This is a genomic window from Ruegeria sp. G2, assembly GCF_056533505.1.
The window spans coordinates 25,689-39,211 of the sequence record NZ_JBQFON010000015.1 but is presented as its reverse complement, the minus strand read 5'-3'; the positions used below and the strand labels follow the sequence as shown (position 1 = coordinate 39,211).

15 protein-coding genes and 1 pseudogene are annotated in these 13,523 nt (G+C 56.0%); 11 read left to right on the top strand and 5 right to left on the bottom strand.

Annotation, left to right across the window (positions count from 1 at the left end; translation table 11 throughout):
- The first annotated feature begins 4 nt into the window (after positions 1-4).
- Together ACR0DU_RS20570 and ACR0DU_RS20565 are read left to right on the top strand one after the other, a co-directional pair.
- Positions 5-346 carry a copper-binding protein gene (locus ACR0DU_RS20570; protein ID WP_170417920.1) on the top strand — a complete coding sequence of 114 codons (342 nt, stop codon included), beginning with the start codon at positions 5-7 and terminating at the stop codon, positions 344-346.
- A 565-nt stretch (positions 347-911) separates the two neighbouring features.
- Entirely contained in the window at positions 912-1,532 is a 621-nt protein-coding gene (locus tag ACR0DU_RS20565; RefSeq protein WP_170417923.1) for a class I SAM-dependent methyltransferase, read from the top strand.
- 73 nt (positions 1,533-1,605) lie between these two features.
- On the opposite strand, the gene ACR0DU_RS20560 is transcribed toward ACR0DU_RS20565, so the two are convergent.
- Entirely contained in the window at positions 1,606-3,036 is a 1,431-nt protein-coding gene (locus ACR0DU_RS20560; RefSeq protein WP_237217564.1) for an ATP-binding protein, read from the bottom strand.
- Positions 3,000-3,725, bottom strand: a complete 726-nt coding sequence (locus ACR0DU_RS20555; RefSeq protein WP_170417925.1) for a response regulator — start codon at positions 3,723-3,725, stop codon at positions 3,000-3,002. Before ACR0DU_RS20555 ends, ACR0DU_RS20560 begins: the two co-directional genes overlap by 37 nt.
- A gap of 172 nt (positions 3,726-3,897) precedes the next feature.
- On the opposite strand from ACR0DU_RS20555, the gene ACR0DU_RS20550 reads away from it, so the two are divergent.
- The 7 genes from ACR0DU_RS20550 to ACR0DU_RS20520 all read left to right on the top strand — a co-directional run bounded on the left by ACR0DU_RS20550 (position 3,898) and on the right by ACR0DU_RS20520 (position 10,937).
- Positions 3,898-4,413, top strand: coding sequence for an EF-hand domain-containing protein (locus tag ACR0DU_RS20550; RefSeq protein WP_170417928.1), 516 nt, complete (start codon positions 3,898-3,900; stop codon positions 4,411-4,413).
- Between the two features lie 251 nt (positions 4,414-4,664).
- Positions 4,665-5,387 (top strand): TVP38/TMEM64 family protein, encoded by a 723-nt coding sequence (locus ACR0DU_RS20545; RefSeq protein ID WP_331252139.1) that lies wholly within the window; start codon positions 4,665-4,667, stop codon positions 5,385-5,387.
- Positions 5,384-5,752 carry a hypothetical protein gene (locus ACR0DU_RS20540; RefSeq protein ID WP_157054266.1) on the top strand — a complete coding sequence of 123 codons (369 nt, stop codon included), beginning with the start codon at positions 5,384-5,386 and terminating at the stop codon, positions 5,750-5,752. The genes ACR0DU_RS20545 and ACR0DU_RS20540 overlap by 4 nt, the downstream gene beginning before the upstream one ends.
- 84 nt (positions 5,753-5,836) lie before the next feature.
- A complete protein-coding gene (locus ACR0DU_RS20535) occupies positions 5,837-6,196 on the top strand; it encodes a hypothetical protein (protein ID WP_152460765.1) in 360 nt (119 codons plus the stop codon).
- Positions 6,197-6,328: 132 nt separating this feature from the next.
- Complete coding sequence (locus ACR0DU_RS20530) at positions 6,329-7,378, top strand: YncE family protein (protein ID WP_170417931.1); 1,050 nt, start codon at positions 6,329-6,331, stop codon at positions 7,376-7,378.
- Positions 7,379-7,510: 132 nt separating this feature from the next.
- Positions 7,511-9,796, top strand: a complete 2,286-nt coding sequence (locus tag ACR0DU_RS20525; RefSeq protein WP_480877187.1) for a copper-transporting P-type ATPase — start codon at positions 7,511-7,513, stop codon at positions 9,794-9,796.
- A gap of 664 nt (positions 9,797-10,460) precedes the next feature.
- On the top strand, positions 10,461-10,937 hold the full coding sequence (locus ACR0DU_RS20520) for a DUF411 domain-containing protein (RefSeq protein WP_170474399.1): 477 nt from the start codon (positions 10,461-10,463) through the stop codon (positions 10,935-10,937).
- 211 nt (positions 10,938-11,148) lie between these two features.
- Here the strand turns inward: ACR0DU_RS20520 and ACR0DU_RS20515 are convergent, their stop codons facing one another.
- A complete protein-coding gene (locus tag ACR0DU_RS20515; protein WP_247748072.1) occupies positions 11,149-11,367 on the bottom strand; it encodes a GDCCVxC domain-containing (seleno)protein in 219 nt (72 codons plus the stop codon).
- A 4-nt stretch (positions 11,368-11,371) separates the two neighbouring features.
- A complete protein-coding gene (locus tag ACR0DU_RS20510) occupies positions 11,372-11,695 on the bottom strand; it encodes a hypothetical protein (RefSeq protein ID WP_170474397.1) in 324 nt (107 codons plus the stop codon).
- A 145-nt stretch (positions 11,696-11,840) separates the two neighbouring features.
- Here ACR0DU_RS20510 and ACR0DU_RS20505 point away from each other — a divergent pair, with 145 nt between their 5' ends.
- Positions 11,841-12,251, top strand: coding sequence for a MerR family transcriptional regulator (locus ACR0DU_RS20505; RefSeq protein WP_170474394.1), 411 nt, complete (start codon positions 11,841-11,843; stop codon positions 12,249-12,251).
- Between the two features lie 357 nt (positions 12,252-12,608).
- Positions 12,609-13,232, top strand: coding sequence for a transglutaminase-like cysteine peptidase (locus tag ACR0DU_RS20500; RefSeq protein ID WP_480522662.1), 624 nt, complete (start codon positions 12,609-12,611; stop codon positions 13,230-13,232).
- Between the two features lie 17 nt (positions 13,233-13,249).
- Here the strand turns inward: ACR0DU_RS20500 and ACR0DU_RS20495 are convergent.
- Positions 13,250-13,357: pseudogene (locus ACR0DU_RS20495) on the bottom strand (helix-turn-helix domain-containing protein); the annotation flags it as partial.
- Between the last annotated feature and the right edge of the window lie 166 nt (positions 13,358-13,523).

The window sequence follows — 13,523 nt, the reverse complement described above, 5'->3', positions numbered from 1 at the left end:
TCTGATGAAAACTTTGACTGCAATTTTGGCCCTATTGGCCGTGTCTACAACATCCGGCATCGCGCAAACGAACCACGGCATGGACCATTCCAACATGCCCATGTCTTCCGAACAGATGGAAGGTGCGGTCCACGCAAAGGCTTTGGTGAACTCAATTGGCGACGAAACCGCTAACGTCAGCCATGATCCGATCCCCGAGATCGGGTGGCCCGCGATGACGATGGATTTGCAGCTTCTTGAGAATGCCCAGATGATGGGTGAGATCAGCGCAGGTGACGAAGTCACACTGATGTTGGTCAAAAGCGATGATGGTATGTATGCGATCGGCGCGATCATGAAAAACTGAGTCTGTTGATGCGGCAGCTATTCACCAATGATGTGATTGTTCGCCGTTTCAACGACTGTAGGAAATTCTATGAACTAAGAGAAATGGAGTAGGAGCCACTCAAGAACCAAATCGTATTTCAACGATCTGTGGCTCTGCTCATAAGTTATCAGTCCATTGTCGGTTAAAGGCGCTTTAAGCAATTCGTTGACTGATTGAAGCTCCAAAGCTCAGAAAATCTTCCGGCTATACTGATTGAACAGAGCAATCCAGGCAAGCAGTACACAAACTGCCAACGCTTCGGTATCTCCGGCCCGCGCCACTGCAGTTAAACTGCGCAAAATTCTGGAGCTACTTGCGCAGCCCAGTGGAAATCTGACCGACAAGCAAATCCCACCTAAAACATTTCACAATTGGAATGTGTGTACTACATTGTCGCCGAGATGACTTCACGCGGCCATTCAACGGACCAGCGTCGAATTGTCTGGGGCGTTGCCTTGTTGGTTTTTGCTTCAGTCGAAAACGCAGCGCGGAGCGGTCAAAATGAGGATATCTCCAGGGCGACGACTTGGGAAAACGATACGACATGACAGCTAACACAAGAGAGCACTGGGACGATGTCTATGGCGAGAAGTTTGACACCCAATTGAGTTGGCACGAGGATGATCCAGAGATATCGCTTGAACTCATCGAGTTGATCAGAGTGTCTAAGCCTTCATCCGTCATCGACATTGGTGGAGGTACATCTCGTCTTGCTGGAGCGTTGCTTGCGAAGGGGCTCCATGACGTGACAGTTCTCGATCTATCGCAGGTCGCGTTGGACACGGCCCGGGAAAGGTTGGGGCGCGCCGCTGAAACAGTCACTTGGATTTCTGCAGATATAACTTCTTGGGTCCCCGATCGCAGATATGACGTCTGGCATGATAGGGCGGTTTTTCACTTTCTCGTGGATACATCGCAACGCGCGGCCTATCTGGAAAGCGTGAAGAAAGGGGTAAAAATTGGCGGCCATGTGATCATTGCTACGTTTGCACTTGATGGGCCGGAGACTTGCAGTGGTCTCCCTGTCGCCCGCTATAGTCCGAGCGATATCGCCGTGCTTTTTGAGGAACACTTTGAACTCGTCGCGCATCGCCATCACCTGCACCAAACCTCTTGGGGGGAAAGTCAGTCTTTCCAGTTCAGTGTTCTCCGCCGCTGCGTTTGAGCCCACACCTGAAACTGGCCCAAAGCGGTACGCTTCCAATAAGCTTTCGGGGCATGCCGATTGTGTTCACAAGTTACGTTTGGCCCTCAAAAACTGGCAGAACCACCTTAGCGCACAAGCCGCCAGTTTCCCCGTTTAGCAATTCTATCGTGCCACCGTGCGACTGGATGATCGTACGTGCGATCGACAGCCCCAAGCCGGTTCCGCCAGTCTCTCGCGAGCGGGATGTTTCAAGCCGCACGAATGGGTCGAATACCGCATCGAGCATATGCTCGGGGATGCCGGGCCCCTGATCCTGGATCAATATTTTTGCCTCATTCCCCTCTTGCATGACTGAGACGTTGGCCCGGGCACCATACCGGCAGGCGTTTTCAATGATATTGCGCAGAGCTCGCTTCATCAGCATCGGCCGAAGCGTGACGGCCGGATTGTCTGCGACCGATACTTCAACCGTGTCACCGGCTTGCACAATGTCTTCGGTCGTTTTGGTTACGAATTCACCAATTGGGACGGTACTGGAAGGTTCGCGCGTGGCCACGCCCTTGGCAAATGACAGGGTGGAGTCCACCATCTCCTGCATTTCCTCGATGGTCTCGATCAGATGGTCACGGGTCTCCTCTTCCTCCACCAGTTCGGCGCGAACCCGCAATCCCGTCAGTGGCGACCGCAAATCGTGACCCAGCGCCCCCAATAGTCTGGTCCGATCGGCAACATAGCGAGTCAGCCTATCACGCATATGGTTGAACGCCTGCGTCAAATCTCGCACCTCGGTCGGACCAGAAACCGTCAGTTCCTGGACGTCTTCACCGCGACCAAACTGGTCTGCAGCCAGTGACAGGCGGCGCAACGGGCCGGTCAGCCGTGTCAGTAGAAACCAAATGGCTGCTCCAAGAATTAAAGTTGCAGTGAAACCGAAGCTGACGAAGGACTGCAAAGGCCATTGCAGAGGAGGGTTATGGAACCGGGTATCCACGTTGAGCCATTGATCGGTCGTCAGAGCGATCGACAGCTGCATTTCAATTGCGGAAACGTGATCACGCATCATTGCCATGTGCATTTCAGCCATTGTAGACGGAACACCTTCAACCGGCAGCATATCGGGAGAGAACTCATGCAACTCTACCCGGATGGGACGGTTTTCATAGCCTGGCAGAATTCTGCGGATTGTGTTTTCGACCGTCCCACCAGCGCTATGTCCGGTGTGATCGACTGCGGGCGTATCTGTAAGGCTGAAACGCACCAGTGGAGAACTTGCCGCCCGCAGGATCGCGTCGTGCATCTCGGGTGGAGCTTCTTCAATCAGCCGCGCGATGTTTGCGGCGCGTCCGGCGGTTTCCAGGCCAAGGGCCATGTGCACTGCCATTGAGCGTTCGTCGACGAACAGCCACAGGCTGACCAGTTGCGCGGCAGCCAGCGCGGCGATGATCAAAAGGATAAGCTGACCGCGCAGACTTTGGGCAAAGGCTTTCATCCCGTAAGCTCGCTCACGTCGGTCGACAGGCAATAACCGCCACCTCTTATCGTGGTGATGAGCTTCGGCCGCGTTGGGTCAGCTTCGATCTTGCGACGCAAGCGGCTGACCTGGTTGTCGATCGTACGGTCGAACAAGTGCGGGCTGCGGCCGGCGGTCAAATCCAGCAGTTCGTCTCGCGACAGGAGTTTGCGGGGCCGCTGCAGGAATACGGCCAGCAGCCGGACATCGGCGGTGGTCAGACTTTCTTCGGCCCCTTCGGCGGATATCAAGGTGCGACTGTCGGCATCCAGAACCCAGCTTCCAAAGGCGATCCGTTTGCCGCTCAGATCGCCAGCCGGGGGGACGGTGGTTTCGGAACGCCGCAGGATCGCCTTGATCCGGGCCAGCAATTCACGTGGGTTGAATGGTTTGGGCAGGTAGTCATCGGCGCCGATCTCTAAACCCACGATACGGTCGGTGTCATCGCTGAGGGCTGTCAGCATCAGGATCGGCGGGCCACCGGCCGCGGACAGGCGGCGACAGACCGACAATCCGTTTTCGCCCGGCATCATGATGTCGAGTACGATAAGATCAATCCGACCGGCCGCCAGTCGTGCGTCCATCTCGGTTGCGTCGCGCGCGGTACTGGCGCGCAACCCATTCTTTTCCAGATAGCGGCTGACAGCATCACGGATTTCGCGGTGGTCGTCGACAATCAAGATATGTGGTGCTTCAGTCATGGCGCAATCATAAGCCCCGGCGCGGTACAAATCCCGGCTTTTTTGTATCCCTTTGTATCAGTTGGGCGGGCTGCGACACAACGATACAAACCGGGTTGAGCAGGGGGGTGGTGGCGCGACCGAGGGCGGCCATATGCTTTGTGTAGAAACAAAAACCCGAGAGGTGAAAGTCATGAAACGTACCTTCACGCTGGCCGCTGGAGCCATTGCCGCGACTTTGATGGCGCTGCCCGCGCTTGCCGCCGGTCAGCATGGCAGCAGCGCGCAGATGCAGGGCCATGAGGGCGGCATGATGCAGGGTGCGCCCGGCGGCATGATGGGCGATCACGCAGGCATGATGCAAATGATGGTGAAAATGCATGGCCAGATGATGGGCGGCAACTGGCTGGCGGTTCTGGACATGGACGAGGACGGTCGCCCGAGCGAATCTGAGATCGCCGAAGGTCTGAAGGCCCGGATGCAGGCGCATGACGTCAATGGAGATGGCAACCTGTCGATTGATGAGTTCGAAGCGCTGCATTCCGGGATGATCCGCGAAACCATGGTGGACCGATTTCAGCATCTTGATGCCAATGGCGATGGCGTTGTGACCACAGGGGAAATCGAGAAAGGCGCAAAGACGATGTCGCCGAAACACGGCATGAAGGCCTCGAAACCTGTGACAAAGGCTTCTGAAACCAACAACTGAAACGCAACCGTGTAGCCGGGTCATCGCACTCGGCACAAACCACTGAGGAACAAAGCGATGATGGGCTATGGCGCTGGAATGGGGTTTGGAATGATCTGGATGTTGCTGATCGCAGTGTTGATCGTTCTGGCGATCGTAGCGCTGATCAAATACATCGCTAAGTGACCTCGGAATCCGTCACTCCCGTTTAGGGGTGGAGGGCTATGTCATAGGAGGAACGAAAGCTGGAGGGCCTGCACAGCAATAGCCGTTTGGTTTTCATCGCGGTTTTGATCGCGTTGCTGATCGCCACCATCTGGTTGTGGCTGTCTGGCGCGTTGGACGCAGGACTATCGCGCGAAGTCATTACTGCGTGGGTGGATTGGGCCGGCCCGTTCGGACCCGTTGTCATCATCGGCTTCATGACAGCCGCAGTGGTTGCCAGCCCAATCCCCAGCGCTCCGATCGCTGTCGCTGCCGGGGTGGCATATGGGCATGGGCTGGGAACCGCATTGGTTGCTATCGGAGCGGAGTTGGGGGCGCTGCTGGCGTTCCTGATAGCCCGTTGGTTGGGGCGCGACGCGCTGCGCCAGTGGTTCGGCGACAAGCTGGACTTGGGGTTGCTTGGATCGCAGAATGCCCTGATGTTGACCGTGTTCACCAGCCGCCTGATGCCTTTCGTTTCTTTCGACATGGTCAGCTATGCCGCCGGTCTGACCCGACTTCAATTTTGGCGGTTCGCACTGGCCACCTTGGCTGGACTCCTGCCGGCCAGTTTCGTTCTGGCCCATCTGGGCAGCCAGATTACCGAAACCGCGACAGGCGGCACCAGCCTTGCGGTTATCGGGCTTGGGCTGTTGACGGGGGCGCCACTTATCTGGTTGGCTTGGAAACGCAAGATGCCTGTTGGCTCTTCAGACCACGAATTGAGCCAGATCAATGCGACCGGTCCAAGCGGCCCTAAACTGTTGGAGAATGGAGGAAACCCTAAGTGATCCGCGCACAATGGATATCAACTGCGACACGGACGGCCCGAGCCATGGGCCGGCTGCAGGTCCTGTTGATCTGTGCGTTGGTGGTTTCGATGCTGATCTCTGTTGTGCCGTCCCATGCCGGGCATGACATCGCGAAGGCCGCCACCCAGGCCGAGCTTGTGATCGATGACAGCGGTGGGTATCCCGCGTCTCATCCATCAGAAGAATTAGACTGCTCAGTGCACCCGGGCTGCTATGCGATGGCAGTTATGGCGGCACCTGAATTGCTCTCGATGCGTATTGCTACGCCCGTGGCGCCAGAACGGTTCCGGCCACGCGCAAGCCTGCCGGTCGCACCACTACCACATCCGCCAAACCTGTCCTGAACGTGACCGGCAATGGCTCCGGAATCGCTCCGGGGTCTTGCCCAAGCCGTTGATTGCGGCCCAACTCAGTTCAGGACACTTACCATGCTTACCATTCTGTACTTTTTCGTCACGGGCGTGGTGCTATTCGCACTGTTGCGCCTGACCTGTGGCCCCTGTGTGATGGGGACACAAGAACATCATCCCGGTGTTCCGGTGACAACCCTTGGCTGGGCGCTCAGCCTGTTTCTGGCCGCAACCTACCTGCTGTGCGTGGCCTTTGACCTGATCTTTCCAAGTTTTGCCATGTACCGGGCTTGGATCGGCCTGATGCCCGGAATGACTTGGCTCAGCCTGCCCTCATTCCTGTTGGGACTGTTATGGGCGTTTCTCTACGGCTGGTACGCCGCGTTGCTGTTCGGCGGACTGTTCAATGTCTTTGCGGCTCGCACAAAACTCAACTGATTGAAAGGACAAAGCCATGAAGGCCATCGCTCTGACCCTGCTTTTGACGCCCTTCCTGATGGCCGTCATCTACCGGATTTTTCTGCACGTGCCCGCCAATGCGCGCGTTTCAGTTGACGAAAGGAAACCTAAATGACCCTGTTCAATCTGGCCGCAGGCCTGTCCGTCGCAGCTTTGACTGCGCCTTCGCTCACGCTGGCGGCAACCGTGTTCATTCCCGAAGGCAGCGCGGACTCGGTTCTGGTGATCGACTCCGAAACCGGCAAGACCGTCGAGCGGCTGCCGAGGCTCGTGGCGGTCCATGGGCTGGCCGGCGCGCCCGGCTTTAAGTACCTGGTCGCGGGCAGCTACGCAGAAACCGAGGCCACAACGCCACCAAAACCCGAAGGTATGTCCAAGGATGAACACGCTGCGCACCACGCCAAGCGCGATGTCACTGCGTTGCCCAAAGACAAGGGGCGGAGCCTGCTGACGATCCTTGATGCGGAAACACGCGAGGTCGTCCGCCAGATCGAGGTTCCAGGTGCGGTGCATCACACTGCGGTGTCGCCCGACGGGCGGTTCGCGGTGGCGACCCATCCGGGCGGTGACGGTATTTCGATCGTCGATCTCGATAAGCTCAGCTTCCTTGGTTTCGTAGCAACCGGGCCAATGCCCAACTATGCGGTATTCGCGCCTGACGGCGACAGGGTCTATGTCACCAATACCGGCAATGGTACACTTAGCGAAGTGGATGTCGTCAAAGGCTTCGTCGTACGCAACATGCCCGTCGGCGAAGGCCCTGAGCATCTTGTACTTAACGCCACCGGCAGCGCCGCCTTCGTAGCCGACAGTGATGGTGGCAAGGCCTTCCGCGTAGATCTTGCCAGCGGTTCTGTCACCGAAACCTATGACATTGGAGGCGAGTTGCACGGGATCGGCCTGTCCGACCGCGAGGGCGTACTGTTCGTGGCCGCCAAAGGCACCGACCGGTTGTTGTCGATTGATCTTGCTACGGGCAAACAGCGCTCGACCAACCTGTCACCGGCACCTTATCACCTGACGACCATACCGAACTCAGGCAAAGTGATGGTATCAAGCCGAACCGAACCGAAGGTCTGGATCGTCGATCAAGTCAGCCTGACGGCTATTACCGAAATGCCGATACTGGGTGAGGGCCACCAGATGGTTGTTCTGCCCTGAAGGACTGTGCCCGGCATTGCGTAATTAAACGGCTCTACGACCAAAGCTTAAACCAGGGAGCAGAACATGACAGAAGACCACGACATCAGAATCCACGCGAACGGCCCGACCGAGGTCGCTTACGTCTGCCCCATGCATTCTGACGTGCGTCAATCTGGGCCCGGCGACTGTCCCAAATGCGGGATGCACCTTGTGCCCGAGGGCGAGGTGGATGCGCATGCGCATCACCACCATTCCGCGCATCATGGCGCGACGGACGAGAACGGTGAATATGACATCGTTCCGACAGGCTATGACGGACCCGTATATACCTGCCCGATGCATCCGCAGGTGCGGCAAACCCATCCCGGGTCCTGTCCACTCTGCGGCATGGGGTTGGAGCTGGAAAGCGCGGCGATGGTGGACGAGGGGCCGAACCCGGAACTGGTGGATTTCACCCGGCGCCTATGGGTAGGTGCGATTCTGACGCTTCCACTTTTGGTTTTCACGATGGGCCCCTACGTTGGGCTGTCTGGTGTGCGAGAGATTTTTGGTGAGCGAACAACCCTATGGATTGAACTGATACTTGGCACTCCGGTTGTTCTTTGGTGCGGTTGGCCATTTCTGGAACGAGGGTGGAATTCGTTTCGCACCATGCATCTGAACATGTTCTCGTTGATTGCCATGGGGGTTTCGGCCGCGTGGCTTTTCAGCGTTGTCGCCGTATTGATGCCCCACATATTCCCGGACGGTTTTCGAGATTCACAAGGCCATGTTGGGGTCTATTTCGAAGCGGCCGCAGTCATAATTACACTTGTTCTTCTCGGTCAGGTGATGGAGTTGCGGGCCCGCGAAGGCACCGGGAAGGCGATCCGCGCTTTGCTGGACATGGCCGCAAAGACCGCCCGTATTATCCGCCCTGACAGTAGTGAGGAGGAAATCCCGCTTGAAGAAGTACAGGTAGGCGACCGCCTTCGTGTACGCCCCGGCGACAAGGTGCCAGTAGACGGAGTAGTGCTCGAAGGACGCTCATCTGTTGATGAAAGCATGATCTCTGGCGAGCCGGTTCCGGTTGAGAAGGTACAGGGAGAGCCGGTCACAGGGGCGACAATCAACGGCACCGGTAGCCTTGTGATCGAAGCAACCCGAGTGGGCTCTGACACAATGCTGTCCCAGATTGTCGAAATGGTGGCCAACGCGCAACGCTCGCGCGCACCAATTCAGAAATACGCTGACAAAGTGGCGGGCTGGTTTGTACCGGCGGTCATAGGTATGGCTGCGTTGGCCTTTATTGCATGGGCAATTTGGGGACCGGCTCCGGCGCTCTCCTACGCCTTGATCGCAGCGGTGTCGGTACTGATCATAGCTTGCCCGTGCGCGCTTGGCCTGGCCACTCCGATGTCGATCATGACGGCCACGGGGCGCGGGGCGCAGGCCGGAGTGTTGATCAAAAATGCCGAAGCGCTGGAGCGGTTCGAGAAGATCGATACTTTGATCGTCGACAAAACCGGCACCCTGACCATGGGCAAGCCGAAGCTTGTGGCTGTATTACCCGAACCTGGCCATGACGAAGTCGAGGTGCTGCGGCTGGCCGCAACGCTGGAGAAGGGCTCGGAGCACCCGTTAGCTGAGGCAATTGTCACAGGAGCCGAGGAACGTGGCGTGGCCCTGTCCGACGCCAGTGACTTCGAGGCGGTGACTGGTAAAGGCGTGAAAGGCACGGTGGATGGCCGCCCCGTCGCGCTCGGCAACCTGAAACTGGTCACCGATCTCGGACTCGAGGCGGCCGAACTGACGGCCAAGGCCAATGCGCGTCGGGATGACGGCGCAACGGTAATGTTCGTGATGCTTGATGGCTCAGTGGCGGGGTTGGTCAGCGTCGCCGACCCGGTCAAAGAAACCACACCATCCGCACTCAAGGCGCTGCACGAGCTCGGCTTCAGGATCATCATGGCGACCGGCGACAACGAACGTACGGCAAAGGCGGTGGCCGAACGTCTGGGTATCGACGAGATCCGTGCCGACGTTCTACCAGAGGACAAGGCCCGCATAATTCGCGAACTGCAGGAGAAAGGCGCAAAGGTCGCCATGGCCGGTGACGGGGTGAACGACGCACCCGCATTAGCGCAGGCCGATGTAGGCATCGCAATGGGGACCGGCGCCGATGTGGCAATCGAAAGTGCAGGCTTCACGCTGGTCAACGGTAGCCTCGATGGCATCGTGCGCGCCCGAAGGCTGGCTCGCGCGACCATGCGCAATATCCGGCAGAATCTATTCTTTGCCCTGATCTACAACGCCTTAGGCGTTCCAGTGGCGGCAGGCCTTCTGTTCCCGCTTTTCGGCATCCTGATCAGCCCAATGTTCGCGGCCTTCGCTATGAGTGCTTCTTCGATTTCAGTGGTGTTGAATGCGCTGCGCCTGAGGGGGGCGAAGATTTGAGCGCGCACAAGCATATGACACACGAGGGCGTAGGCAACTAGAAATCAGGTTCGATATCGCTGATCGGTTTTACCTATGCGGTCAATCGGTCGGGAACCGTTCGGTGGGTTTGTGGTCCATCATCATGTCGGCACTCAAGATCGGCTGGATCGCTTTCTTTGGCTTTGCGCGGTGAAGTTGGGCACTTGCAGGGGATAGATCCGTTCGGACGCACAGGAGGAACAATGTGTCTGATTTTCTAAAAAAAGCCGCACGCCTAGCAACCTCGATCTGCCCCAACACGAATTTGTCACCGACACGCGGGTCAAAATTGGATGATGGTGTGCTGAAATTCAAAACTGTTCGACCACAGGCGCCATCGAACGCAGCTGTGGGAAATAGGCGCAATTCGGGCCTTGAACGGAGTGTGGTGGTGTTGCTCGCGAGTCTGGCTATCGCAAGGCCGGACCCAGAGTGGCAGGTGATGAAAAGGATGAGATCAAGGATTCCGTTTCCGAGCTGAGTTTGAGCTAGATCATTGTGAAAAATCCCTGTGCAGCCCAAAAAGCCATATCTGATGAGTATCGAAGGGTGGCGGACACGGTGGCCCTATTATTGCGGTCCACTATTAATCATACCAGTGCGATTATATATCGGTTTAAGACAAGCTTACCCAAGAGGGAACATGACAATGAATAACCTGAGCCGCCGCCGCTTGATGCAAGGAGCCGCGGCCCTTGCGAGCAGCGCGGCGCTTCCCGCGTTCGCCAAAACAAGCCCCTCAATCCATGTCCTGAAGGATCCGAATTGTGGGTGCTGCGGATCGTGGATCAAAATCATGCAGGCGGAAGGCTTTGAAGTAGGCGTGGAAAACAGTGCTTGGGAGGCCTTGAACGCTTACAAAACCGCCAATGGGATTCCGGAGGGCATGATGTCATGCCACACGGGCCGCGTGGAAGGCTACATGATCGAAGGACACGTCCCACCCGCTGACATTCGGCGCCTGCTGGGCGAACGCCCGGATGCTGTCGGACTGTCGGTTCCGGGAATGCCTTTCGGCTCACCTGGCATGGGACCGGAAAGCGAACGCGAAGCTTTTGACGTCTTCCTGATCCGCAAGGATGGAACCACAGAGGTGTTCGCCAGCTACCCGGCGGCATGAAGCACCGGTAGCGCTGGCGAGATCCTGAAAAACACGGCGCACGCTTCTTCTGCCCGGTTTACGTGACATTCTTCACGGCAAACCAATTGATCCGTGACTTTACGCCCGCCTTGTCCTATCGGGCAAGTTCCAGCCTACGGTGAAAAAATACCAGCGTCCGCAAAGCCTGATGACCGGCTTTGCGGACAAAACCGACATCACGGTCGCCGTATCAACCGCAGCATTTGTCGCCCGCCTGAATTGGCGGGCATGGGGCCGATCCGTAGGAACAGTAGACGCAGCAATCGCCGGGAAGTGGCTTCAGGACTTTTCCGCAAGATGTGCATTCGTAGAACCACTGGCACGCATCTGTTGGCATCGTTTCAGGTCTTGAATGTCCACATTCCGGGCAGATGATCGTGCTGACAAGGTTCGGGCGTTCTTCACTCATGGCGTCACATTAAGGTTATCAGGAAATCATTTATTCGGGTTTCGTGGAGTACGATAACCCAAGCGATAGTCGTCAACGCAAAACTGCCTGTCAGCCACCATTTGAGGCGGTCGAGTGAACCATGGCGGTACGCGACGATGCCAGAGAGAAACAGCAGGGCCGTCGAACCGCCGAGCACGTAATAACTCGCGGCGGCGATCTTGCCAAATACGGCCAGCCAGCTCCCTCCCAAGCCAAGTAAAATCAAGGCCATCGGCAAGATGCAGCAGGTCGCAACGCCAAATGCGGTAAACGATCCAAGAAAACTCGCCCCTACAAACTTGCTCATACTCAGCTTTCTCCGACTTTGACGATCTTGAGCGGAAGCCGGTTCGGCTTCCTCGATTTTTGCTTCATGCGATTTGTGAAACTCGACATCACGACCGACAACATGCAACCTGTAGTGGCTACAGGTTCAAGGGAATGGTCATCACATGATTGCGATTGGCGAAGCGGCGAGATTGTCCGGCCTGTCGGTCGAGACGATCCGCTACTACGAAAGGGAAGGCATAGTCGAGAAGGCCGGTCGAACCGCCTCGGGGCGACGTGCTTACACGGAACGGGAAATATCCGAGCTCAGATTCATCAAACGCTGCCGCGATCTTGGCTTTGCCATTCAGGATGCATGCGCACTTCGCGATTTGTCCAAAGCGCCTGAGCAAGCTTGTCGCAACGTCGAAGGCGTCGCAACAAGACACCTCGACAACGTTAGGTCAAAAATCGCAGCTCTCCAACGGATGGAGCAAGCATTGGTAGAACTTGTGCAAACCTGTACTGAAGGAGCAGTTGCATGCCCCCTGCTAACGGCGTTGCTCAACGAGCCTGTCGTCAAAACATGTCATTAGCCGCCATTAATTGCAGCGCCCGGAAAAACCGAAACTGCCTATCTCAGTTTGTGGAGGAGCGGCTTCATTGTCCCAGTATTTCGTAACCTTAAGCGATGATGGCCGATCTCTGTTGTATTTTGTTGTTTCAGAGAATTGCGATCAGCTTTCCCTCTAATTCGCTCTGTTAGCTATGCCGGACTGGTGATGGCGCGGATGCTCTAATGCTGTCAACTAAGGAAGAAATACCAAATAATCTGCAAATTTTTGCCGCTTTACCCCTAGAGGCTAAGAAGCTGTTGCAATGCAACAAAGCACATGAAGGCTTGGAATAAAGTACATTGGTCCGGAAAGTTTGGATACCTTAGAGGAACGAGCATGGAGAAGGCAGATATGACAAATCCCACTTTATTTCTGGGAGTGTTATCGAAAAACCTGCTGGGTTATCTTCCAATGGTCTGTTTTACATGCAGCTTTTTTGTGTCTGCCGCTACGTCGCAAGCCTCTGAGCTTCCCTCGATCGGTCTTGATAGAAAGATTGAAGCGCCATCGGGTGCCAAAACACTATGCAAAGATTATACGTGGGCGTGCGCGAGCGCTCGTAGTTCTGGTCTGTCCGTGGCACAAGAAAATCAGATCGTTAAAACGATCAACACGCGCGTCAATCGAAGGATTCGTGCCGTTTCGGATCAAAGCCAATATGGGACAAAAGAGTACTGGACACTGCCGACACAAGGGTCAGGAGATTGCGAAGACTTCGCTTTGCAAAAGAAGTTTGAACTTGTGCAGAATGGTTTGGATCCTACGAAGCTACTAATTGCGACTGTCTTGGACACCAATCGCAATGGCCATGCTGTTCTTGTCTATCGCTCGAGTGAAGGCGACTTGGTTCTGGACAATGTTACCAACAGGATCAAAACGTGGAAGGAAACCAGGTATCTATTCCTAAGAATACAGGACCCACTACACCCTGACCGTTGGGTTCAGGTTTTTAGCGGCTAAACCGTTGGGTAGACATTAGTTGCTTTCGAGCATTTCAACACACGTGCTATCTTTCGAACAGGGATTTTCGCGTGCCTCCAGCGCTCAATCCTACGCCGTTACTCAATGCCGAGTCGCGAATACACTGCGCCCGTGCTATGATCTACTCATTAGTTAACTCATTATTTTATGTAATTTTTGCTATTGGAAATAGCGCACTCCAGCTACGATTTATGACCCTCATAGGAATTTGTGGTAAATTCCACGATCTCTTAGCTCTCTATCTAAATACGGGATCAATTTCTCAAAGAC